Raw genomic sequence first — 23,629 nt, forward strand, 5'->3', positions numbered from 1 at the left:
GCCCAAGGAGCGCGCCGCGCAGGCGACGGCCGCATGCGCGGCCTCGCGCGCGGCGGCCGCTCCAAATGCGAACGAGCGCGGACGAATCCGCGCTCGTTGCGCTTGGCGCTTGCCGCTCGGCGAACGCGCGCGGGGGAATCCGCGCTCGTCGCACACCGTCGAGGAGCGGGCTCCTCGCGGCGATCAGTTCGACTCTTCGAACTCCGCGTCGATGACCGAATCCTTCCCCTTGCCGCCGGCGGGGGGCGGCGGCTGGCCTCCCGGCGCGCCGCCGGGCGCGGCGCCGCCGCCGTCCTGGGGCGGGCCGGCCTTCTCGTACATGACGCTCGCGATGCGGTGCGCTTCCTTCTCGAGCTTCTCCAGCGCCGCGCTCACGGCCGCGTCGTCCTGCTTCTCGATGGCCGACCGCCCCTCGGCGATGATCCCGTTCAGCGCCGAGACGTCGCCCTCCGGCAGCTTGTCCTTGTTCTCGCTGATCGTCTTCTCCAGCGTGTAGCAGAGGTTATCGAGCTTGTTGCGCCGCTCGATCTCCTCGCGCCGGCGCTTGTCCTCGGCCTCGTGCGTCGCCGCCTCGTTGACCATCCGGTTGATCTCGTCCTCCTTCAGGCCGCCCGACGCGGTGATCGTGATGCGCTGATCCTTGCCGGTGGCCGTGTCCTTGGCGTGGACCGAGAGGATGCCGTTCGCGTCGATGTCGAACGTCACCTCGATCTTCGGCACGCCGCGGGGCGCCGGCATGATCCCTTCGAGGTGGAAGCGGCCCAGGGTCCGGTTGTAGCGGGCCTCGGTGCGCTCGCCCTGGAGCACGTGGACCTCGACGCTGGGCTGGCTGTCGGTCGCGGTCGAGAAGATCTCCTTCTTCTGGGTCGGGATCGTGGTGTTCCTCGAGATCATCACGGTCATCACGCCGCCGAGCGTCTCGACGCCGAGCGAGAGCGGCGTGACGTCGAGCAGCACGAGGTCCTTCACGTCGCCCGAGAGCACGCCGGCCTGGACCGCGGCGCCGACGGCCACGACCTCGTCCGGGTTCACGCCCTTGTGGGGCTCCTTGCCGAAGAACTTCTTGACCGTCTCCTGGACGAGCGGGGTGCGGGTCGAGCCGCCGACGAGGACGATCTCGTCGATCTGCTGCGGCGACTTCTTCGCGTCGGCGAGCGCCTTGCGGGTCGGCTCGAGCGTGCGGTCGATGAGCGGCCGGATCATCTGCTCGAGCTTCGCCCGGGTGAGCTGCTTCTGGAGGTGCTTCGGCCCCGAGGCGTCCGCGGTCAAGAACGGCAGGTTGATCGTCGTCTCCTGCACGTTCGACAGCTCGATCTTCGCCTGCTCCGCGGCGTCCTTGAGCCGCTGCACGACCATCTTGTCGTTCGAGACGTCGATGCCGGTGTCCTTCTTGAACTCGGCCGCGAGCCAGTCCATCACGAGGTGGTCGACGTCGTCGCCGCCGAGGTGGGTGTCGCCGTTGGTCGAGATGACCTGCACGACGTTGTCGCCGACCTCGAGGATCGAGATGTCGAACGTGCCGCCGCCGAAGTCGTAGACGGCGATGACCTGCTCGTTCTTCTTGTCGAGCCCGTACGCGAGCGCCGCGGCCGTGGGCTCGTTGACGATGCGCTTCACGTCGAGCCCGGCGATGCGGCCCGCGTCCTTGGTCGCCTGGCGCTGCGAGTCGTTGAAGTACGCCGGCACGGTGATGACGGCCTCGGTGACCTTCTCGCCGAGGTAGTCCTCCGCGGCCTTCTTCAGCTTCTGGAGGACCTTCGCGGAGATCTCGGGGGGCGACGCCTGCTTGCCGCGCACCGCGATCGAGGCGTCGCTGTTCTTGCCCTTGCTGACCGTGTACGGGACGCGCTTCGCCTCCTCCTGCACCTCCTCGTAGCGGCGCCCCATGAAGCGCTTGGCCGAGTAGATGGTGTTGGTGGGGTTCGTGACCGCCTGGCGCTTCGCGATCTGTCCGACGAGCACCTCGCCCTTGTCGTCCCAGGCCACGACGGACGGCGTGAGGCGCGAGCCCTCCTCATTCACGATGACCTTGGGCTCTTTGCCCTCCATCACCGCGACGACGCTGTTGGTCGTGCCGAGATCGATGCCGATGATCTTGCCCATGACGTTGAACCTCCGAGAACTGTTTGCGCGACGGCCTGATGACCACGGGGGGCGAGAAGACCCGACCGGCCAGCAGGGCTCAGCTGACAGCTGCCGCGAGCCACCGCTCCAGAGCCGTCAAAAACCGCTGGGAATCCGGATACTTTCGCCGAGTTTTCGCGAGCTCGCTGGCTCGCGACCGCGAAACTAACCATGTGCGCCCGAGCGTCAACGCCGCCTCTAGCAATTGCCGTGCGCGCGGGCTGGGGCTGCCCGCACCTTGACCGGAGCCCGGTCGCGCCGCACCTAAGGTGTCCGCGCTTCGCACCGCCAGCGTCTCGAGCCGGGGGCCTAGCTCCTGGGGGAAGCGCGGCGGGCTCGGCCGGCAACGCCAGGGCCGCCTCGCTGCGCAGCTTCGCGCAAACCCGCGCGAACTCGCGCAAACCCGCGCAAACCCGCGCAAACGATGTCGAGCGGGCCGGACGAGAACCGGACGAGAGATAGAAGAGCGGGCGCGTCCGAGGGGCTTCTTGCGGTCCAAGACGCGCTGAGCTATAGGCGCCCTCCCTCGCAACACCCGAAGGACTCACCATGAAGCCCGGCATCCACCCCGAGTACAAGGCCTCCACGATCACCTGCGCGTGCGGCGCCGTCGTCGAGACCCGCTCCACCCGCGGCAGCTTCACCACCGACGTCTGCTCCGCCTGCCACCCGTTCTACACGGGCAAGCACAAGATCATGGACGTCGCTGGCCGCGTCGACCGCTTCCGCAAGAAGTACGCGACCGCAGGCAAGTAGCCGGGCCGATCGTCCCTCTACCCCCGAACTCCCTTCTTTCACCGGATTCGCCCGTCACGCCGCGCCCGCCCAGGGCGTGGCGGATGGGCTCGTTCGCCTCGCGCTCGCTAGCCCTGCGCGGAGCGTGAGCGGCCGAGACGTCGCGCGCGGCGTCGGCGGACGCGGACGCAGACAGGACGACGTCGGCACATTCACCATGTGCGGCGCTGGTCGGTCGGGCCGATGCGCTGGCCGTGTTATGCGCTAGATTGGAACGCGTATGAGCGATCAGCCTGCACGTCCGTATATCGGCGGCCAAGCGGTCATCGAAGGGGTCATGATGCGGTCGCCGAGCTCGGTCGCGATCGTCTGCCGGCGCCGCTCGGGAGAGCTGGTCGTGCGCGAGCAGCCGATGACCGCTGTCTCGAAGGGGCCGCGCACGTGGCCTTTCGTGCGGGGGGTCGCGACCCTCGTCGAGTCGCTCCGCCTGGGATCCCAGGCGCTCCGCTGGTCCGCGGACCTCTATGAGCAAGATCTCTCGGCCGAGGAGGCGGGCTCGGCCAAGGGGCCGGAGTCGAAGCGCCCGAGCGCAGGGCAGGCGGGCGGGGTGAACCTCACCTCCCTGGCGCTCAGCATGGCGGCGATCGCGGCGCAGGACGTCGAGCCCGCGCAGGTCACGGGCAGCCCCGCGCCGGGCGGCGGCGCAGAGGGGAAGAAGCGGGGAGGAGGGATGGGCATGATCCCGATCCTCTTCGCGGTCCTGCTCTTCGTGGCGGCGCCCCAGGCCGGCGCCGAGCTTGTCAACAAGCTCCTGGGCCTCGGTCTCGAGGTCACGTCGCCGGCCTTCCAGGCGATCACCGGCGTGGCGAAGCTCGCCATCGTCGTCGGCTACCTCCTGCTGATCCGCCAGATCCCCGAGGTTCGACGCGTTTTCCAGTACCACGGCGCCGAGCACAAGGCGATCTCCACCTACGAGGCGCACGAGGTCCTCGAGGTCGAGAACGCGCGCCGGAAGACGGCCATGCACCCCCGCTGCGGGACGACGTTCCTGGTCATGGTGGCGCTCGTGTCGATCGTGGTGTTCTCGGTGGCCGGGGCGTCGCTCGGGGCGCTCCTGCCCAAGCTCCCCGGTGGCCGGCTCGTCGAGAGCGTCACGTTCTTCCTGATGAAGCTGCCGTTCCTCCCGCTGATCGCCGCGGTCACCTTCGAGATCCAGCGGATCTTCGCGCGTTATTGCACCACCGGCCCGCTCCGCGCGCTGCTCTGGCCGGGGTTCCTGGTCCAGAAGATCACGACGGCGGAGCCCGAGGATGCGCAGCTGGAGATCGCCCTCGCGTCGCTCCGTGCGACGCTCTGGCGTGAGGCCTCGGTGGCCGCTCCTGCCCAGCCCGATCGGGTGTTCGCCGACTACTCCAAGCTGCTGGCCGACCCCGGCTACGCAGGCGCTCACGGCTAGCGCGCGCCGGCTCCGCCGGGCCCCTCGCCGCCGTCCAACCCCGCGTCGTCTTCGGATTGCAGATGCTACCTATCGCGAAACTCGAGGCGGTTCAGCGCCGCTTTCAGGAGCTCGAGCACCTCATGTGCAGCCCGGCGGTGCTCTCCGCGCCGGCCGAGCTCCAGCGGCTCAACCGCGAGCGCACCGAGCTCGAGCCCGTCGTCGTCGCCTTCGCCCGGCTGCGGGACGTCGAGCGGCGCATCGCCGAGGATCGCGAGGCGCTGAGCGATCCCGACCTGTCCGAGCTCGCCCAGGCGGAGCTCCCCGAGCTCGAGATCGAGCGCGAGCGGATGGCCGCCGAGCTCGAGGTGCTCCTCCTGCCGAAGGACCCCAACGACACGCGAAACACCGTGATCGAGATCCGCAGCGGCGAGGGCGGCGAGGAGGCGGCGCTCTTCGCCGCCGATCTCTTCCGCATGCTCTGCCGCTACGCGGAGACGAAGCGGTGGAAGGTCGAGGTGCTCAACCTGAGCGAGGCCTCCGCCGGCGGCTACAAGGAGGTCGCGGCGCTGATCACGGGGCAGGACGTCTACTCCCACCTCCGGTACGAGGGCGGCGTCCACCGCGTTCAGCGGGTCCCCTCGACGGAGACGCAGGGGCGGATCCACACCTCGACCGCGACGGTGGCCGTGCTGCCCGAGGCCGACGAGGTCGACGTGCACATCGACGACAAGGACCTGGAGATCTCGATCGCCGCGTCGGGCGGCCCTGGCGGCCAGGGCGTCAACACGACGAACAGCGCCGTGCAGCTCAAGCACCTGCCGACGGGCATGATCGTGAAGTGCCAGGACGAGCGCTCCCAGCTGAAGAACAAGGCGAAGGCGATGAAGGTGCTCCGGAGCCGGCTGCTCGAGCTCGAGCAGCGGCGGCAGGAAGAGGCCCAGAGCGCCGAGCGAAGGACCATGGTCGGCACGGGGGAGCGGGCGCAGAAGGTGCGGACCTACAACTTCCCGCAGAACCGCGTGACGGATCACCGGATCGGCCTCACGCTGCACAAGCTCGACAAGATCATCGAAGGGGACCTCGACGAGCTCATCGGCGCGCTGCGCACGCACCGCCAGGCGGAGCTCCTGCGCCGCGGCGGGCTCTCGGGGCCCGCGCTGGAGCCCGCCACGTGATGGGGGCGCCGTCCATCGAGAGAGGGGCGCCGCCCGTCGATCTGGAGGCGCGGCTCGTCGCGCTCGTGCTGGCGCCGTCGACCTTCTCGCGAAACCGCTTCTTCTCGCTCTACTCCGACCCGGAGGCGCGCCGGGTGCGGCGGCGGGCGGCGCTGCTCAGGAGCATCGTGCGGCAGCTGGTCGCGGGCGCGGACCGCGCCGGGCTCGCGCCCGCTGCGAGCGGCGGCGCGCTGCTCACCTACGACGTGCCGTCGCTCGGGTTGAAGCGCACCGCCACGCTCGACGCCCTGGAGCTCGCGGTGCTCCGCATCGCGGTCGCGCGCGGGGCGGTCCCGCGGGCCGAGCAGCCGGGCGGCGGGGACGCCGCGCCGAGCTCGGCGACAGGCGCCGCCTTGCCGCATGCGCTCCTCCCCGAGCCGGCGGACACGTCGCGGATCGAGCGCGCGCTCGCCCGGCTGCTGCCCGAGGGGAAGCCCGGCGGAGCGCTGGAGTCTCCTGGCGAGGGGGAGCCGGGAGAGCCGGACCCCGGGACCAGGGCGCTGCCGCGTGACCGGGCGCGGCGTGACTCGCAAGCACCCTGGGAGTAGGAGGCGGCCATGTGCATCTTCTGCAAGATCGCGAACAAGGAGATCCCGTCGAAGGTCGTGTTCGAGGACGAGCACGTCATCGCCTTCCACGACGTGAACCCGCAGGCGCCCACGCACGCGCTCGTCATCCCGAAGCGCCACATCGCGGGCATCGCCCAGGCCACGCCCGAGGACGAGGCCGTCCTCGGCCGGCTGCTCCTCGCCGCGCGGCGGGTCGCGGAGCTCACCGGCATCGCGGAGAGCGGCTTCAGGACCGTGGTGAACAGCGGCGCGAACGCCGGCCAGACGGTCTTCCACATCCACGTCCACGTGATGGGTGGAAGGCCGATGGCCTGGCCTCCCGGCTGAACGCCGTCCGCGCCGTCCGCGCTCCGAGTGAGCGCGGCGCCGACCGCGCTCAGCGGACGCCGCGGGCGGCGCTCACCGCCGCGTCGAGCCACGCCGCCTCGTCGTCACGGAGCGACGGCTGCCTCGGCAGCGCGGTCGGCAGGGCGCGGGACCGCGACGCGCCGTGGGCACGGAGGTGCGCGGACGTGATGGCGCCGGCGCGCCCACCCACGCCGAGGAACAGCGCGAAGAGATCCGGGCCCACCGCGCGCCGCGGGGCGGGCCGCACCGCGAGCTCGGCGCCGGACGCGAGCCGCGCGGTGAACCCGGCGACGAGGTGATCGACCGGATCGCTCCACGGATCCGGGGCGCCGGGGGCGCCCGCCGCGATCCACGCGTCGAGCGTCAGCTCGGGTGAGGTCGCGCCGAAGTCGATCGCCAGCGTGAGGCCGCGCTGCTCGAGGGCGCGCTCGATCTCGCCGAGGCGAGCGGTACCGGCGGCGTGCACGAGCATGGAGTCGCCGTCGAGCACAGGCGCCGCGGGCGGCGGCGGCAGCGGGCGGCGCGCGGTGGAGGGCGCCTCGCGCGGGAGCAGGTTGCCAGGGTTCATGATGCCGGCGGGGTCGAAGACGCCGCGGAGCGCATGGATGACGTCGACGCCGAGGCCGAGCTCGGCGCCGAGCCGCGGCGCCTTGCTCCGGCCGACCCCGTGGTGATGCGAGAGTGTCCCGCCGGCGCCGATCGCGGCGTCGAGGGCCGCCCGCCAGGCCGCGTCGTACTTCGCCTCGGCCGCCGCGACGCTCGGCGCGCTGCCAGCGAAGGTGAAGTAGATGCTGCAGCCGTCCGGGTACGCGTGGGACAGGTGAGCCATCACGAACACGTGGCGCCCGAGCGCGCCGCGCACCGCGCGGTAGAGCCCGTCGAGGCGCGACCAGGGCGCGGCGACCTCCATGGTGTCGCTGAACGCGCCCGCCATGAACACGGGCGCCTGGCGGTAGCTCACGCTGTAGCGGTGCGCGAGCCAGTGGCGCGCGGGCTCCTCGCCGAGCGGCCTGGCCCCGCCGCGCTCCGCGATCGCCGCGGCGCGGGCGAGGTCGTCCGCGCTCGCGCGCGCCGTGCCCTCGAAGATGAGGATGAGCGTCGCGCCGCGGAGCACGCGCGACCCGACGCCGTCGACGATCTGGTTGAGGAGCCCCGGCGCGCGCAGCAGGCCGCGCAGCACCGCGGCGCCGGCCCCAGGGCCGCGCGCGCCGTGCCCCCGCGCGGCCGTCCCGCCGGAGGGTTCATCGGCTGCGCCGGCGTGGGCGCGCTGCCGGCGCACGGCGCCCAGCCGGGCCATGAAGGAGTCGAACGGGTCGTAGAGCCGCGAGACCGCCGGGCGGAGGCCGGCCTGGAACATCGCCCGCATCGCGTCCCATCCGGCCTCGACGCTGGGGAACGAGAACGCGGCGAACGCGCGCGCCGGCGGCGCGGGGTGCAGCCGGAGCGTCGCGGCGGTGACCACGCCGAGCACGCCCTCGCTGCCGATGAGGAGCGGCGTGAGATCCGGGCCTCGCGCGCGCCGATCGAAGCGGACGATCTCGCCGCGGCCGACGACGCACTCGAGCGACGCGACCATGTCCTCGATCTTGCCGTAGAGCCCGGAGCACTGGCCGGCGCTGCGCGCCGCGACCCAGCCCCCCACGGTCGAGCAGAGGATGGACGACGGGAAATGGCCGAGCGTGAAGCCCTCGGCGTTGAGCTCCTCCTCGAAGCGGATGCCGAGCGCGCCGGCCTCGACCTCGACCGACGGGGCCTGACGATCGAGCGAGCGGCGGCGGGAGAGCCGCTTGAGGTCGAGCACGACCGTGCGCTCGTCCGGCAAGACGCCGCCGCACACGCCCGAGCCCGCCCCGAAAGGCACCAGCGGGAGCCCCTCGTCCGCGCAGAAGCGCACCACCTGGGCGACCTCCTCCGCGGAGGACGGCCAGACGATCATCCCGGGCCGGTGCTCGGCGATGCGGCCTTCCGTCACCGCGAGGTGGTGCCGCGGCCAGAGATCGCGGGCGTAGGCGATCTGATCGACGGGGGAGGCGCTGCGCGGGATCCCCGGCAGCGCGCGCGCGATCGCGGCCTCGAAGCTCATTCCCGGGGAGCCCTAGCGCCTCAGCTCCGCTCGGCAAGGACGATGAGCCGCGGCGACTCGGAGCCGAAGAAGACGCCGGGGTGCGCAGGGTGTCCGGTCACCTCGGTGACCTTGAAGCCCGCCTCGTGGAGCACCTTGCCGAGCTCGTGCAGACCGTAGAGGCGGAGCGAGTAGTCGAGCTCGCGCGAGCGGCCGTCCTCGAACATGACGGTGCGCTTCACCTTGAGCCTGCTCGTGAAGAAATCCACGTGCATTTCATCCATGCAGACGCAGCCTTCCCCCTCGAACCAGACGAGGCTCGGCTGGCGGGACGCCACATAGTCGCGGTTGACGATGTCGAGCAGGAGCATCCCGCCGGGGCGGAGGGCGCGGCGGATGCGGGCGAGGACATCCACGTTCTTCTCGTCGTCGAAGTAGCCGAAGCTCGTCGACCAGCAGTAGACGCCGTCGAAGGTCTCCTCGAACGTCATCTCGCGCATGTCGCCCTGGAGGAAGTTCAGCTTCTGGCCGCGGTCCTGCGCCTCGTCGGCGGCGCGGGCGAGCATGGCGAGCGACAGGTCGTAGCCGACAACGCTGTAGCCGCGGCTGGCGATCTCGATCGCGTGGCCGCCTGCGCCGCACGCGAGATCGAGGATCACCGCGCCCTTCTCGACGCCGAGCCGCTCCTCGATGAAATCGACCTCGCGGCGAACCACCTTGCTGTCGATCTTGTCGAGCGTGCGCAGGAAGTCGTCGCCGAAGAGCTCCTCCCACCACGGGCGCTTCCGGCGCGCGGCGGGCTCGGTCGAGGGTCCGGAATCGTGCTCGACCTGCTTTGCAGCGGGCGCCGCGGCGGGAGCGGCGGGCCGCGCGGACGCGGACGGCTCGCCGTGCGACGAAGGCGCCGACACGGGCGGCGCCGACGCGGGCGGCGGCGGCACCGAGCTCGTGAATGTCGCGAGATCCGGTGATGCCAGCGCCTGCGCGCGCGGGCGCCGCGGCGGCAAGGGAGGCGGCGGTGGCTTCTTGGGGTGCGCGCCGTGCGGATCGGCCTGCGCGGCCGAGCCCGCGTCGGCCAGCTCGGCGTCGCGCTCGGGCTCGACCTCCTCGAGCTCGACCTCGGTGCTCCTGGGCGGCACGGTGATGCGCGTCGCGTCGCCCTGCGCCTGCTGGCCTTCGCCGCCCGCGGGAGGAGCGCTCGATAGCTCGGCCTTCACCTCGGCGACGGGCTCGGACTCGGGCTCGACCTCCGCGACCACGTCCGCGCCCGCCCCCAGCGGCCAGTCCAAGGGGTGCGCGTCGATCTCCGGCGCCGAGGCCTGCCTCCTGGGCCGCCTCCGAGGCTGCGGCTGGAGGGCGTCGACGGCGGCGTCGCGCGCCGTCGGCGGGCCCTCGGGGAGGCCTTCCTGGAACGAATCGAGGCCCATCCCGGTCGGGACGTCGTCCGGCCGGATCCTGAACTGGAGCGGCGGCCACTCGTGCTCCGCCGGATCGGTCAAGAGCGGCGGTCTGGCGGGCTCGGGGGCCGAGGTGATCGGCGGCACCGGCGGCAGGTCCGACTCGATGCTGACAATCTGGAGCGGCCGGATCACCGCGACCGAATCGGGATCGATGATGAGCCCGCTCGGCGCCGGCATCGGCGGCATGCTCGAGGATTTCGGTGACGGACGCGGGACGGCACGGGGCGGAACCAGCTCGGCCAGGTTCGTCGCCGCCGCCGTCGCCGCCGCCGGCTTGCTGGGGGGCCTGGATCCATCCAGCGCGGGCTCGCTGGGATGCCGGGGCGCATCGAGCGTCGGGTAGCTGGGCCGCCTCTCGGAGGCGCTCGGCCACCCGTCGTCGTCCGCCTCGTCGCGCGCGCCCGAGCGCTGCGCCGCGGCGTCCTCGGGCACGGTGGCGCGGTCGTGCGTGGCGACCTGATCGTCACCCTGCTGCGCTGCGTCTCCGGACACGTTCACGAGCCGCCGCGAGCGCCGTCGCCCGGTCTTCGCGCCCTCGCCGCGCTCCACCTCCGCCGCCCGCTCCACCTCCGTCGCGAGCGACTGCCAGGACCGCCTGGAGCTGGGGCTCGTCGGCAGGGGAGCGCCGTGCCGCGAGCGCTCCGTGGGCGGTCCGGCGATCCGCGGGTCGAGATCGAGGTCCGGGATCTCCGCGATCTGCCCGCCGGAGCTCCCGTCCGTGATGCCCGCGATGACATCGAGGCGCGGCAGCGGCGTCGTCGTCGCGAGCTGCGGGCGCGCGCTCGGCGAGCGCTCGGGCCGTGGAGCGGACGCTCGCGCGGGGAGCGAGCCCTGGTCTCCCTGCGGCGCAGGTGCGGCCGCGTTCCCTGCCTCGCCCGGCAGCGGCGCGCCGGGCTCTCCGGAGGCGCCGCCTTCCTGGGCGGGCGTAGCCAGGGGGTTGCGCGGCCGCTCGCTCGTCATCGCTGGCCCCCTCCGCCTAGCGGCTCGCCGTAGAGGATCGGCCCAGGAGCCCTGCTCCAGGGGGGCGCCACCCCACGCTCCACGAACATGACCGCGGTGGATCCGAGGTGGAACTTGCCGATCTCCTCGCCGCACGCGACCGGAAGCGCCGGCGAGATCGTGTGCAGGCCGAGCGGCACGTCGCGCGCGTCGACGGCGCTCACCGTGATCCGTCCGACGATCATCGCGCCCACCATCACCACCGTAACGCGCCCCTGGCGCTCCGTGTCGATCACGATCGCGACGCGCCGGTTGCGCGCGAAGAGGCCCGGGACGTGGCGCTCGCCGATCGCGTTCACCGGGAACAGCTCCCCCGGCATCGAGCGGATGAGGCTCACCCGCCCGGCGACGGGCGAATGGACCCGGTGGTAGTCGCGGGGCGACAGGTAGACGATCGCGAACTGCCCGCCGTCATAGCGCGTGGCTTCTGCGGGGTCGCCCACGAGGTCTTCCACGCGGTAGGGCTGCCCTTTGATGGTCAGCCGCCCACCCTCGGTCACGGGGCCGATCGCTTCGACCCGTCCGTCGGCAGGGCTGGTGATGGCTCCGGGATCGGAGCAGACAGGGCGCATCCCCTCGCGGAGCTTGCGCGTGAAGAACGCGTCGAAGCTCTCGTAAGGGCTCGTCAGCACCTCGGCGGCGTCCATGTCGACGCGGTACGCGCGCGCGTAGAGCTTCACCACCGTGCTCAAGACGGCGGCGGGTGCTCTGGCGTCGCAGAGGCGGCCAACGGCCCGGGTAATGCGCTCTCGCGGAAGCACCCGCAACAGCTGTGCGGCGGCGTAGGTGGCAACGGTCATTGTGCGGAGCAGCGGTAACGATGCGGGAAAGAGAGCGGTGCAGGAATGCTAGGCCTCAGGAAGGACCTTGGTCAACGCTCGGGTCAGACGAACCTCCCAGCGTCGGCGCGGTCCCCAACCAGCGAGGGAGCTCAGCCTTGACGCGACGCACAGCGCGATCCGAGGCGCGACGCCAGGCCCGTCCCCCGCGCCCCACGTTTCTCCACGTCGCTGCGAGCGCGTCAATCGCGAAGCGCCGCTCCGCGCAAATCGGGGCGCGAGGGCCCGCAGGCCGTCCCCTCGACGCGATCCATTCTGAAGCGGCGATCCGGACCTCGCGCTGCAACTTCGATCGACCTCCGCGGGCGCAGCAGAAAAGCGAAGGGATTTCAATGGCCTGCGTCCTGGCACGCCGCTCGCTGAAGAGGGCCGAGGAGGCTCGCAACAACGATGGAGATCAAGTTCTGGGGAGTTCGCGGGAGCATCGCTTCGCCTGGGCCGGAGACGGCTGCGGTGGGCGGAAACACAAGCTGCGTCGAGGTTCGCTGCGGATCGTCGCGGATCATCCTCGATGCAGGGACGGGCGTGCGCAAGCTCGGAGATGCCCTGCTCCGGGAGGGACCGGTCGAGGCGACGGTGCTGCTGTCGCACCTGCACTGGGACCACATCCAGGGCCTGCCGTTCTTCGTGCCGGCGTACCTGCCGAGCTCGCGGCTGTCGTTCGTGGGCAGCGCGCACGGGGTCGGGAGCCTCCGCGAGGTGCTCTCGACGCAGATGGCCGCGCCGAGCTTCCCCGTCCGCATGGATGAGCTCTGCGCGCAGATCGCCGTGCGGGAGGCGCGGCCGGGCGAGGCGTTCGATGTGGGCGAGGTGCACGTGCGGATCGCCAAGCTCAACCACCCGGGCGGCGTCCTCGCCTACCGCGTCGAGCACGAGGGCCGCAGCGTCGTCTACGCGACCGACACCGAGCACTACGCCTGCGTCGATCCGGCGCTGCGCGCGCTCGCGGACGGCGCCGACGTGCTCATCTATGACGCGCAGTACACCCCGGAGGAGTACCGCGGCGACGGCGGGCGCTCGAAGGTCGGCTGGGGGCACTCGACGTACGTCGCGGGCGCGGAGATCGCGCGGGCGTGCGGCGCGCGGAAGCTCGTCCTGTTCCATCACGACCCGCAGCGGACGGACGCCGGCGTCGCCGAGATCGAGCGCCTCTCCCGCGAGCTCTTCCCTGGCTCGGTCGCCGCGCGCGAGGGGCTGTGCATCCACGTCGAGGCCCTCGCGCGGGCCGCGTGATGACGCGGATGACGACAAGCGTGGCGCCCTCTATGCTGGACACTGCTCCGCTATCCATGTCGCGCCTCTCGCTGCTCGTCGATCTCGCCTCCCTCCTCGCCCGGGAGGTCGACTTCGACGCCCTCCTCGGCACGGCGTGCGAGCGGCTCGCGAAGGCGCTCCGCGCCGACCGCGCGACGATCTGGCTCGTCGACGCCGAGCGCGGCGATCTCGTGACGCGCGTCGCCCTGCTGCCCGAGCTCCCCTCGCTCAGGCAGCCGCTCGAGCGCGGCATCGCCGGGCACGTGGCCACGACCGGGCAGGTCGTGCGCGTCGACGACGCCTCGCGCGACCCGCGCTTCGATCCGTCGGCGGACCGGGCGACGGGCTACACGACGCGCTCGATGCTCGTCGCGCCCATCCGCGAGGACGGCGCCGCGCCGGTCCGCGGCGTCGTCCAGCTGCTGAACCGCGCGGGCGCGCCCTTCGACGAGGAGGACCAGCGCTACCTCGTCGCCCTCGCGACGCAGCTCGCCCGCGCCCTCTCGCTGACGACGCTCCGCGCCGCCGAGGGCGGCGGCCCGGGGGTCGTGCTGCAGGGGCCGTTCAACCGGATCGTCGGCCGGAGCGAGCGGCTGGCCGCCGTGTACGAGAAGGTCCAGCTCGCGGCCCAGACCGACGCGACCGTGCTGCTCCGCGGGGAGACAGGCACCGGCAAGAGCCTGTTCGCCCGGGCGATCCACGTCAACTCGCGGCGCCAGACGAGGCCCTTCGTCACCGTCGACTGCACGACGCTGCCGGCGCAGCTCGTCGAGAGCGAGCTCTTCGGCCACGAGCGGGGGGCGTTCACCGGCGCGGACCGGCGCGTGCCGGGCAAGGTCGAGCTCGCCGAGGGCGGCACGCTGTTCCTCGACGAGCTCGGGGACCTGCCGCTCGACATCCAGGGCAAGCTCCTTCGCTTCCTGCAGGACCGCTCCTTCGAGCGCGTCGGCGGTCGCCAGTCGCTCCGCGCCGACGTGCGCGTCGTGTGCGCCACGCACTGCGACCTCGAGCGCGCGGTCGCCGAGGGGCGCTTCCGGAAGGACCTCTACTACCGCGCGCGCGTCGTCGAGATCGATCTGCCGGCCCTGCGCGAGCGCGGCCCGGACGACGTCGAGACGCTGGCCCGGCACTTCGCGGACGTCTACGCGACGAGGTACGGCAGGCCGTCGCCGCGCTTCGATCCGGACGCGCTCCGCCACCTCCGCGCGCATACGTGGCCAGGCAACGTGCGCGAGCTCGAGCACTGGGTCGAGAGCGCCATCGCCCTCGCGCCGGACGGCCGCATCTCCGCGGGGCACCTCCCGACGCGCCGGGGCGAAGGCGCCCCGCCGCCCGCCGCCGCGGCGCCCGAGGGCGACGCGCGGGTCGCGCTGCCGCTCGGGCTCACCCTCGACGAGGTGACGCGGCGCTACGTCGAGGCGATGGTCCGGGCGTGCGAGGGGAACAAGACGGAAGCGGCGAAGCGGCTCGGCGTCGGCAGGAACACCCTGGCGCGCGCGCTCCGCGCGAAGCACTGAGGCCGCGCGGAGCGCACGACCTCCTCCGGCACGACGCCTGAGCCGCGCGAGGCCCGAGGAGGCGCGGGGCGTGGGTCACGGCGCGCAGGCGCGACCCTCCTCACCCCGGGTCCACCGGGAACGTCAGGCCGATCCCGGCGATCGCCGCGACGGCGGAGCTCTTCCACCTCGCGGCCGGGCCGGCCGAGAGCAGAGGGCGCGCCAGGACGATGTGCAGCTCGAGGAAGCTGCGCAGCTGGAGGTACCGCGCGATGCGCCACTCGGCGCCGCCGCGCGCGCCGGAGGTGAGCAGCCAGAGGACGTCGCCTTCCGTCTGGGTGATGCTCTCCGGGATGGGCGCGCGGACAGCGCCGAGCTGGAAGACGTTGCACAGGAAGACGCCGTCCCGGTGCCTGCAGAGCGACATGACCCCCAGCCCGGCGCTGATGCGCCGCGGGCCGGCGCTCGGCAGATCGCTCGGAGGGCCGCCCAGCGCGACGATCGCCCGCGCCTCGAGCGACAGGGACAGGTCGGACCAGCGGAGGGCGGCAGCGGGCGAGATGCCGATGCCCGCCGTGGGTGTCAGGCCAAATGCCATCACGGAGGACGCGCTGAACTCGCTGTGCACGCGCGGCTCTGGCGCGCGCTGCGCGCCGTGGGCGTAGGCCGGGGCCGGCAGGGCGAGGCCCAGCGCGATCATCAAGGGGATGCGACCAGGGTTCGGCATCCCGCGCACCGTAGGAGCGCGCTGCGGCGCGACGGAATCCGGAGCGGGCGCGCTCGCGAACAAACCGCCGCTCGCGCGCCATTGCGTCGAGCGGCGCTATTTCCTCGGCTCGCCGTCTTTTTTTGGATCTCGGAGGCGACGGCCTAGCGCGCCCTGCGGCGCGCGGCCTCGCAGAGGGCCGAACGGAGGGGGTCGCCGGGGAGATCGGGCAGCAGCTTCTCCTCGCAGGCCACGTCGGGGTTCAGCGGATCGAGCGCCGTGCCCGCCGAGAAGGCGCGGTCCCCGTCGGGGCCTCCGTGGAGCAGCCCGTGCAGCGACCACCACCGGCCGTAGCGGCTGTGCACGTCCTCGACCCGCTCGACGAGGGGCGAGGCGCTCGCGCGCTCGCCCGACGCCAGCAGGGCGGCGGCGAGGAAGCAGCGCACCGCCGGCTCGTGCGGCGCGAGCGCCTGCGCGCGCGCGTGCTGCACCGCGGCGGCGGCGTGGTGGCCGCGGTCATGGAGCAGCTGGCCGAGCCGCACCCGCTTGCTCACCTCCTGCCGGTGCGGCATGTCGGCGCCGGGCGCGAGGTCGGGCGGCACGTCGGCCGGCACGCTGGCGAGGTAGGCGCGCCAGCGCTTGTCCCAGGCCGCGAGGTCCGCGCCGGAGATCTCGGCGATCGCCCGCTCGAGGTCCGCGTCGCTGCTCGCGTCCTTGAGCCGGCGCAGGAGCTGCGGCAGCGCCGTGTCGCCCGCCTCCCTCGTCCAGTAACGGATGAAGCTCGCGACCTCGGCGAACACGACGGCCGCCTCCTCCGCGCTCGGGAGCATCGCGATCGAGGGGCCGATCTTGTCGAGCGGCCGCCCGAGGCCCCTCTGGATGCCCAGGAAGGCGATCGCGTCCGCGGACGGTACGTCGTCCAGCGGGTCGGGCACGCGCCAGCGGACCTCCTCGCGCTTGGCCACGCCCTCCTGCAGCCACAGCGGGGCGTTGTCGCGCGTCCCGCGGGACAGGGCGAGGTGCGTTATCTCGTGCGCGAGCGTGTCCAGCCAGGGGTAGCCGTTCGGCGTGGCGCGCGGCGAGAGCATCGTCACCCGCCCCCACTTGGCGATGGCGACCGTGCCCGTCGTTCGCGCCGCCTCCTCGGGCAGCCCCGTCATCGCGGAGAGCGTGAACTGATCGCGGACGAGATCGATCCGCAGCGGCTGGAGGAGCTCGACGCCGAGGTCCTTCGCGAGCACGTCGCGCGTCCTCGCCGCGACGTCGACGAGGAGCGGCACGAGCGCGCGATCGTCGTCGTCCTGGAGCCGCACCCAGACGCCGCGCTCCTCGTCGTTCACGACGACCGTCGCCGCGGTGGCCCGGGCGCAGCCGCGCGCGATGTCCCCGAGCGCCGCGCCCTCGGCCGTCGCCGCGAGATCGGGGCGCGCGAGGATCGCCGAGGCCGCGTCGCAGTCGCCCTCGTAGATGGCGAGGCGGCCGCGCTCGAGCGCGAGCGCGAGGTCCGCCGGATCCGCGTCCTTCAGGGCGTCCCGCGCCGCGGGGACGTCGATCTCCAGGATCGCGGCCCGGGCCCGCGCCGCGCGATCGAGATCGCCGACCGTGAGGCGTCCGGACGCGGTCGCCGACGCCGTCGCGAGCCCGGCGAGGATCGCCGCCCGGAGGCCGCGCCTCGCGATCGCCGTCGCCCCGCGCCGGGCCGTGGCCGCCCCACCGCCTGTGCGCGTCATTTCAGGAGCCCCTCCGCGTAACGCTTGATCGCCTCTCGCAGCCGCGGCTCCGAGGTCCCCCCGAGCCCCTCGAGCACGCGACGGCGGAACTCCTCGGGGCCCTTGTGCTTGTCCTTGTCCGGGATGTCGGCCTTCCTCGCCATGTTCCGATCCCCTTCCGACTCGGCGTCGCTGTCCTGACCCTGGTCCTCGCTGCGCGACATCTCGAGCAGCCGCTGCGCGTCGCGCTGGCGCTCGTTGCCGCCCTCGCCGTCCCCCTCGGCGAGGGCGCGCTGGGCGTCGCGCATCGCCTGCTCGGCCTCGTCGAGGCGATCGAGCATCTCCTCGGGCATGCGGCCGTCGCCGCGCTCGCCCCGCTTGCGGAGATCGCGCGCGCGGTCAGCGAGCGACCCCTCGCGCTGGCTCGACTTCCCGAGGCCGTCCCGCGCCCGCTCCGCCGCCGCCTGCCGCAGCTTGCGCAGCGCCTCCTCGGCCCAGGCCAGCTCCTCGGCGAGCGCCTGCTGCGCCTCGCCGGCCTCGCGAGCGGCGCGCTCTTCGGGGAAGAAGCCGCCGGCCTGCCCGCCGAGCCGCTTCGCGTCGCCCAGCGAGCGCATCGCGCCCCGGCCGTTCGTCACCGCTTCCTCGGGGCGGCCCTGCTCCAGCGCGCCGGCCATCGCCTCGGCCTGCTCCCTGCCAGCCGCCGCGGCGGACTCGGCCGAGCCCGGCGCCGCGCCCGGCTGCGGCAGGTCCCGCACGGCCTCTCGGATCGCCTCCGCGTGCTTCTTCGCCTCTTCCCGGAGCGCCGCGATGTCCTCGGGCCGCGACGCGCGCGAGAGCTCCTCGGCGACCGCGTTCGTCTCGGCGGCGTGATCGCGCGCGAGCTCCTCGAGATCCCGCTCGCTCTGGGCGACGCTCTCGTCGGCGTTCGACGCGTCCCCGGGGTCAGGCCCGCGCGGCGCGCCCGACTCCACCCCGCCGCGGCCGCCGCCGCCGAACGAAGGCTCCGGCCGCCTGAGCCGCGCCGCGAGATCGCGCGCCGAAAGCTCGGCGTGCAGCCAGTCGCTGGCGCCGCGGGCGCGCGCGATCCGGCGCAGGTCGTTCGCGACGATCTCGCCGAGGTCGAGGCCGAGCTCGCCGAGCTTGCCGAGCTCGACCCCCCCGCCGCCCAGCACCGTGACGGCCGCCTCCAGGCGGACCTCGCCGCCCTCGCGGTCGCCGCTGCCCAGGAGCTCGGCCGCCGCCGCCGCCTCGTCCGCGACGTCGGCGAGCCGCTGCGCGACGGCCCGCGCGTCGCGGTGGCCCAGGCCGCGCAGGCCGGCGTCGAACGCGAGCAGCGCGCCCTCGGTCTCGTCGAGCAGCTCCTGGTGCGCCGCGCGGGTCGTCGACTTCCGCTCGGCGGCGAGCGCCGCGTCGAGCCGGGCCAGCTGACCTCGGGCGAGCGACGCGATGCGCCCCCGCACCCGCAGCCCGCCATGATCCGCGGCGAGCGCCGCCTCGACCGCCGCCTTGGCCGTCGCCTGCACCTCGGCCTCGTGCGCCGCGTGCGCCGCGGCGCCGCCCGCCTCCGGCGTCCTCTGGCCGATGCGGTCGGCGAGCAGATCCGTGAGGGCGTCGCGCGCCTTCACGAGCGCGGCGTAACGCCGCGCCTCGGGCTCGCCCACCTGCGGCGGGACGACCAGGATGGCCTCGCTCCTGCCCCACTTCGGGCCCTCGATCGGATCGTTGTCCCGCGCCTCGATCCGCACCTCGACGGGCACGTACGTCCTGCGGAAGAAGGGATCGCGCGCCCGGAGCTCGTAGCCTCCGCGGTCGACCTTCGCGTCCGCCGCCGGCCGCGAGAGCACCCGCCGCTCCTCCTTCGCTCCGGCGCGCAGGACGAGATCGACCTCGCGCAGGCCGTGATCGTCGGTGATCTCGTAGCGGAGCGGGATGCTGGGCTCGTCGAGGAGCTTCACCGTGCGGGGCGCGCCCTCGAGCGTGACGCGCGGCGCGTCGTCCGGGATCGACACGACGCGCTGCGCGTCGGCCTGCCGGACGCGCACCTGCCCGAAGCGCGCGGCCGCCTGGAGGGTCGTCGACTCGCCGAGCGTCCAGCGGGCGACCACGCTGCCCTTGCCGTCGTCGACGAACGGCACCTCGGCGCCGCCGTCCGTCAGCACGAGCGCGCGCCCCGCGCGGACGGGGCGGCCGCGCACCGTGATCACGGTCCCTCGGGGCTGCATCGTCGGGGCGAACGGCAGGAGCTCCTCCGCGCCCTGGTGCAGGTAATCGGGCGGCGCCGCCGTCATCTCGACCTCCTCGATCCACGGCAGATCGAGGGGAGCCTCGCCGCCGCGGGCGGCGAGGACATCGAGCCCCTCGACGACGCGCGACGGCTCGATCACCGCCGCCGCGAGCGCCGCCGCGCCGAGGGCGAGGCCCGCGCTCGCCCACCGCGTCGCCGCCTGGCGCGCGCGCTCGACGACGCGCGCCTGCGAGGCGCGGCCGAGCAGCCGCCGGAGGTGAAGGCCGGCGAGCTCCGGCGAGCCGACGCGATCGTCGGCCGCGGCGCGATCCGCGAGCGTGAGCGCCCGCAGGGTGGCGGCGCCGAGCGCCTCGTCCGTGCGACCGATGATCTCGCGCACCGTGCGCCGGGCGTCGCCGCGCCGGCGGCGCACCAGGATGGCCCGCGCGGCGATCGCTGCGAGCAGCAGCGCGAGCCCGGCGCCGGCGAGCCCGCGGGCGAGCGGCGACCCCACGCGCGCCACGTGCGCCGCGCCGAACAGCCCTGCGCAAGCGGCCGCGGTGAGCGCGCGGCGCGCGGAGGGGCCCACCTCCGCATCCCAGACGGAGCGCAGCCGCGCGATGGACAGGGCCGGCGCCTCGTTATCCATGGAGAGGCAAGGGTAACCGGCGGGAGGAGGTGGTCCAGCGGATCGGTGGGATCCCCCGAAAGGCGGGAGCCCGGGCGCTCAGACGTCGAGCTCGCCGTCGGTCATGAACCAGCTCTCCGCGTCGAGCAGCACGCGCCGCAGCTCGTCGGGGAAGGCGGGATCGAGGTGGACGATGAGCCACCGCGAGCCGACGTTCGGCGGGTGGGGGCGGGAGAAGAACCCGAGCGCCCGCAGGCGGGCGCTGAACGAAGGGGGCGTCACGAGGAGCATGCCCACGGAGACGTGCCCCTCTCGCCGCATCGCCCGGCAGAACTCGAGCAGCAGGGCGTCGAACGTGGGGCCGCTGTCCTCGCAGAACAGGTCGCTGATCTCGACCTTGTTGTTCCGCACCGAGTAGACGGCGTAGCCGAGCAGCCGCCCGTCATGCCGGTCGAGCATGCAGAAGAAGCGGTATCGGACGTTGCCGAGCTGCGCATAGCGCCAGTTCAGGAACTGGGCGCTCCGCTCGCCGACGACCGGCCAGGGCTTCGCCCGCGACCACAGCGCGTCGAAGCGGTGATCGGCGGCGTCCACGAGCTCGGTGCGCACGCGGCTCCCCTTCGCGAGCAGCGCGGCGGTGTCCCGGAGCGCCATCGAGGCGTCGAGGGCGCTGCCCGCGGCGCGGACCAGGAGGTTGTCCGGCTTCACCGTCGCCCGCTGGACGGCGCGCTCCGCCGCGGTCGACAGCGCCTGCGCGAGCGGGGCGGGCGGGGCGCCCGGCTCCGATGCCTCCCAGAGCGCGCGCCAGCGAGGGTGGGGGACCGCCGACGCGGCCCGCTCGGCGACCCGCTGCACCACCGCGCTCACGGTGCTCCGCTGCTCGCCGGCCGACGAGGCCGCGAGCTCGTTCAGCTTGTACGCGGCCATGAGGGGCCGGACCCAGATGATGGAATCGGCGATCTTCTTGTAGCCGGCGCGCTGGAAGATCGGGAATGAGGCCTTGTTGGGGAAGCCGAAGACGAAATCGACCCCGGCGTCGCGGCAGCCCCTCGCGAGCTCTCGCTGGATGCTCATGGCGGCCCCCGCGATGCGGTGCGCCTTGGTCACGCCGAAGTCGCCGAGGACGCCAGCCTTGAGCTTGCGCCCGTCGACAACCAGGTCGCGCGGGTAGAACGAGCCGCTCCCGATGATCTCCCGCTCCGGTCCGTGAAAGCCCATCCAGGTCCGCGGGGGGCCGGCCGGGTTCTGCTCCTGGAACCAGCGCATCCGCCGCTCCACGAGCTCCTGCGATACCTCGCCGTGGGCGAGGTTCTCTTTCCAGAGCTGCGCGAGGACGTCCTTGTGCTCTTCCGGCTGGACGCGGGCGGCGCTGTAGACCTTCTCCATGGCTTTCCGGTGCGCTCTCCTGGCGCGGCAGAGCGGCGCGCCGCGCCCGTCATGGCCGAAGGCGGCGAGGGCGTCAATCGCGCCTGGCGGCGCGGCGAGGCGTTCCGCGCTGGGCACAGCGACGCCCGCGCGGCGAAGGCGTCATCGCGGAACCGGAGTACACTCGCGCGATGTCTCGCCGCGCCATCGCCGCCGTCGCCTGGCTCTCGTTGCTGTTCGCCCTGGCTTGCAGCTCCGCGCTGCCGCCCCCTCCAGACGCTTCGCAGGTGAAGAGCAGCGGCGCCTCCGCGCGGCAGCCGGGCCCAGCCGCGGATCCGGGAGCGACGTTCGATGACGAGGTGATGGTCGCGGACGGCGACCCCGGTCCGGTGCCGGTGACCCGCGCGGATCCGGCGCGCGGCGGCCGGCTCGCGCCCGTGACGATCGTCGTGTTCTCCGATTTCGAGTGTCCCTTCTGCAAGCACCTGGGCGGCACGCTGAGGCAGCTGGAGCAGCGGTACGGCGCGGAGCGGCTGCGGATCGTGTGGAAGAACTTCCCGCTCGCCTTCCACAAGCAGGCGCGGCCGACGGCCGAGGCCGCGATGGCGGTGTTCGCGCACGCGGGTCCCAAGGCCTTCTGGGCGTTTCACGACGCCATCTTCACGGCCGACGAGCGGCTCTCGCCGGAGGTCGAGGCCAACGCGCTCCGGCGGGCCGGCGTGACCCCCGGCCAGATCCAGCAGCTCGTCCAGCAGAGCAGGGCGGCGCAGAAGGTCGACGCGGACATGGCGCTCGCCGGGCGGCTCGGCGTGAACGGCACGCCGGCGTCGTTCATCAACGGCGTCCTCCTCGTCGGCGCGCAGCCGGCGGAGCGGTTTGCGGAGATCATCGACGCGCAGCTCGCCGCGGCGCAGGCGCTCCGCGCCGAGGGGACGCCGCCGGAGAAGATCTACGCGGCGCTCGCGAAGAAGAACTTCGCTCCTCCCGCCGAGGAGCCCGACGACGCCGAAGAGGAAGGCGACAGCGGCGTGGTGCACCTCGTGCCCGTCGGGGACTCGCCCGTGCGCGGCGCGGACACGGCGCTCGTGACGATGGTGCTGTTCAGCGACTATCAGTGTCCGTTCTGCAGGCGGGTCACGCCGACGGTCGAGAAGCTCAGGGCGCAGTACGGCGACAAGCTGCGCGTCGTCTGGAAGGACAACCCGCTCCCGTTCCACCCCCGGGCCGAGCCCGCTGCAGAGCTCGCGCGCGAGGCCCGCGCCCAGAAGGGAAACGACGCCTTCTGGCAGGCCAACGATCGCCTCCTCGCCGGCGAGGCCGCCCTCGACGACGCCGCCCTAGAGGCCGCCGCCGCGGACCTCCGGCTGAACGTCGACGCGGTGAAGCGCGCCGTCGCCTCGCACAAGCACGCTGCCAAGATCGAGGCCGACGTGGATCTCGCCGACGATCTCGGCGCCCAGGGGACCCCGCACTTCTTCATCAATGGCCGCAGCCTCGTCGGCGCGCAGCCGATCGAGAAGTTCCAGGCGATCATCGACGAGGAGATCGCCAAGGCGGAGGCGATGGTCGTGGCCGGGACGCCGCGCGCGAAGGTGTACGAGGCCATCCAGAAGCAGGCGGTCCCGCCGGCGCCGCCGCCGAAGGTGGCCGTGCCGCCGGTGCCCAAGGGCCACCCCAGCAAGGGCGCGGCCGCGGGCAAGGTGGTCATCCAGGCGTTCTCCGACTTCCAGTGCCCTTTCTGCGCGCGCGCCGCCGCCACGATGGACGAGCTCATCAAGGCGTTCCCGGGCAAGGTCCGTGTCGTCTACCGTCACCTGCCGCTCCCCTTCCACCCGGAGGCGCAGCTGGCCGCCGAAGCGGCCATGGAAGCGCTCGCGCAGAAAGGGCCGGCCGGCTTCTGGAAGATGCACGACCTGCTCTTCAAGGTGAGCGACGCCTCGAACCTCGACCGCGCGGCCCTGGAGCAGCACGCCAAGAGCCTCGGGCTCGACGCGGCGCGCTTCGCAAAGGCGCTCGACGAGCACACCCATCGCGCCGCCGTCGAGGCCGACGCGCAGGCCGCGCGGAGCGCCGGCATCACCGGGACTCCCGGGTTCGTGATCAATGGTTACCTGGTCAGCGGAGCCCAGCCGCTCGCGAAATTCAAGAAGGTAGTTCGGCGCGCCCTCAGCGAAGCGAACTGAACACGACCTGAACACGCGCGACACGCGCGTCCCGGCGGCGCGCGCTCCGGCTCCGGGCCCCAGGACCTGCGCTCCGAGCGATCTGGCGCTCGGCTCACCATGTGCGTTTCCCGGGGCGCCTCCATCGATATCGCGCTTCGAGCTCGTGATAGCCTGTCGCAATGCCCAAACCGCGCGGTCGAGGGACATCGGCCGAACCCAGGCGCACCGTCAAGGCATCGAGCGGATCCGCGCGTGCGCGGCGTCATGGCAAGGCGGGCGCGAAGGCGGGCCCGC

16 protein-coding genes are annotated in these 23,629 nt (G+C 73.2%); 8 read left to right on the plus strand and 8 right to left on the minus strand.

Translation table 11 applies throughout. From position 1 onward, the window contains the following. Positions 1-183 precede the first annotated feature (183 nt). Positions 184-2,103, minus strand: a complete 1,920-nt coding sequence (dnaK, locus tag WMF46_RS48255; protein ID WP_437983421.1) for a molecular chaperone DnaK — start codon at positions 2,101-2,103, stop codon at positions 184-186. Positions 2,104-2,673: 570 nt separating this feature from the next. Between dnaK and rpmE the strand changes: the two genes are divergently transcribed. The 5 genes from rpmE to WMF46_RS48280 all read left to right on the plus strand — a co-directional run bounded on the left by rpmE (position 2,674) and on the right by WMF46_RS48280 (position 6,407). Beyond that, positions 2,674-2,880 carry a 50S ribosomal protein L31 gene (gene rpmE, locus WMF46_RS48260; RefSeq protein WP_012241637.1) on the plus strand — a complete coding sequence of 69 codons (207 nt, stop codon included), beginning with the start codon at positions 2,674-2,676 and terminating at the stop codon, positions 2,878-2,880. Between the two features lie 259 nt (positions 2,881-3,139). Then, the gene (locus WMF46_RS48265) at positions 3,140-4,315 is read left to right on the plus strand and encodes a DUF1385 domain-containing protein (RefSeq protein ID WP_437983422.1); all 1,176 of its coding nucleotides are present in this window, start codon (positions 3,140-3,142) and stop codon (positions 4,313-4,315) included. A 62-nt stretch (positions 4,316-4,377) separates the two neighbouring features. Continuing rightward, positions 4,378-5,472 carry a peptide chain release factor 1 gene (gene prfA, locus WMF46_RS48270; protein ID WP_437983423.1) on the plus strand — a complete coding sequence of 365 codons (1,095 nt, stop codon included), beginning with the start codon at positions 4,378-4,380 and terminating at the stop codon, positions 5,470-5,472. Continuing rightward, positions 5,472-6,059 (plus strand): hypothetical protein, encoded by a 588-nt coding sequence (locus WMF46_RS48275; RefSeq protein ID WP_437983424.1) that lies wholly within the window; start codon positions 5,472-5,474, stop codon positions 6,057-6,059. The genes prfA and WMF46_RS48275 overlap by 1 nt, the downstream gene beginning before the upstream one ends. Before the next feature lie 9 nt (positions 6,060-6,068). Further along, entirely contained in the window at positions 6,069-6,407 is a 339-nt protein-coding gene (locus tag WMF46_RS48280; RefSeq protein WP_012241641.1) for a histidine triad nucleotide-binding protein, read from the plus strand. Positions 6,408-6,456: 49 nt separating this feature from the next. Here the strand turns inward: WMF46_RS48280 and WMF46_RS48285 are convergent, their stop codons facing one another. Genes WMF46_RS48285 through asd form a run of 3 tightly spaced genes read right to left on the minus strand, consistent with a single transcriptional unit; the run spans position 6,457 to position 11,632 of the window. After that, positions 6,457-8,511, minus strand: coding sequence for an FAD-binding protein (locus tag WMF46_RS48285; RefSeq protein WP_437983425.1), 2,055 nt, complete (start codon positions 8,509-8,511; stop codon positions 6,457-6,459). Between the two features lie 20 nt (positions 8,512-8,531). Beyond that, positions 8,532-10,910: a methyltransferase domain-containing protein gene (locus WMF46_RS48290; protein WP_437983426.1), complete on the minus strand. Its 2,379-nt coding sequence runs from the start codon at positions 10,908-10,910 to the stop codon at positions 8,532-8,534. Continuing rightward, positions 10,907-11,632 carry an archaetidylserine decarboxylase gene (asd, locus tag WMF46_RS48295; RefSeq protein ID WP_437988021.1) on the minus strand — a complete coding sequence of 242 codons (726 nt, stop codon included), beginning with the start codon at positions 11,630-11,632 and terminating at the stop codon, positions 10,907-10,909. Before asd ends, WMF46_RS48290 begins: the two co-directional genes overlap by 4 nt. Before the next feature lie 546 nt (positions 11,633-12,178). Here asd and WMF46_RS48300 point away from each other — a divergent pair. Further along, the gene (locus WMF46_RS48300) at positions 12,179-13,021 is read left to right on the plus strand and encodes an MBL fold metallo-hydrolase (protein WP_437743285.1); all 843 of its coding nucleotides are present in this window, start codon (positions 12,179-12,181) and stop codon (positions 13,019-13,021) included. Positions 13,022-13,053: 32 nt separating this feature from the next. Further along, entirely contained in the window at positions 13,054-14,559 is a 1,506-nt protein-coding gene (locus tag WMF46_RS48305; protein WP_437983427.1) for a sigma 54-interacting transcriptional regulator, read from the plus strand. A 100-nt stretch (positions 14,560-14,659) separates the two neighbouring features. Here the strand turns inward: WMF46_RS48305 and WMF46_RS48310 are convergent, their stop codons facing one another. The 4 genes from WMF46_RS48310 to WMF46_RS48325 all read right to left on the minus strand — a co-directional run bounded on the left by WMF46_RS48310 (position 14,660) and on the right by WMF46_RS48325 (position 21,191). Next, a complete protein-coding gene (locus WMF46_RS48310; RefSeq protein ID WP_437983428.1) occupies positions 14,660-15,265 on the minus strand; it encodes a hypothetical protein in 606 nt (201 codons plus the stop codon). Between the two features lie 143 nt (positions 15,266-15,408). Then, on the minus strand, positions 15,409-16,974 hold the full coding sequence (locus WMF46_RS48315; RefSeq protein ID WP_437983429.1) for a hypothetical protein: 1,566 nt from the start codon (positions 16,972-16,974) through the stop codon (positions 15,409-15,411). Beyond that, positions 16,971-19,826, minus strand: coding sequence for a DUF4175 family protein (locus WMF46_RS48320; RefSeq protein WP_437983430.1), 2,856 nt, complete (start codon positions 19,824-19,826; stop codon positions 16,971-16,973). The genes WMF46_RS48315 and WMF46_RS48320 overlap by 4 nt, the downstream gene beginning before the upstream one ends. Positions 19,827-19,904: 78 nt before the next feature. Next, positions 19,905-21,191 carry a GNAT family N-acetyltransferase gene (locus tag WMF46_RS48325; RefSeq protein WP_437983431.1) on the minus strand — a complete coding sequence of 429 codons (1,287 nt, stop codon included), beginning with the start codon at positions 21,189-21,191 and terminating at the stop codon, positions 19,905-19,907. A gap of 170 nt (positions 21,192-21,361) precedes the next feature. Here WMF46_RS48325 and WMF46_RS48330 point away from each other — a divergent pair, with 170 nt between their 5' ends. Beyond that, positions 21,362-23,353 carry a DsbA family protein gene (locus tag WMF46_RS48330; RefSeq protein ID WP_437983432.1) on the plus strand — a complete coding sequence of 664 codons (1,992 nt, stop codon included), beginning with the start codon at positions 21,362-21,364 and terminating at the stop codon, positions 23,351-23,353. The last annotated feature ends 276 nt before the right edge of the window (positions 23,354-23,629 follow it).

Source organism: Sorangium sp. So ce117 (genome assembly GCF_051524395.1).
GTDB lineage: Bacteria > Myxococcota_A > Polyangia > Polyangiales > Polyangiaceae > Sorangium > Sorangium cellulosum_B.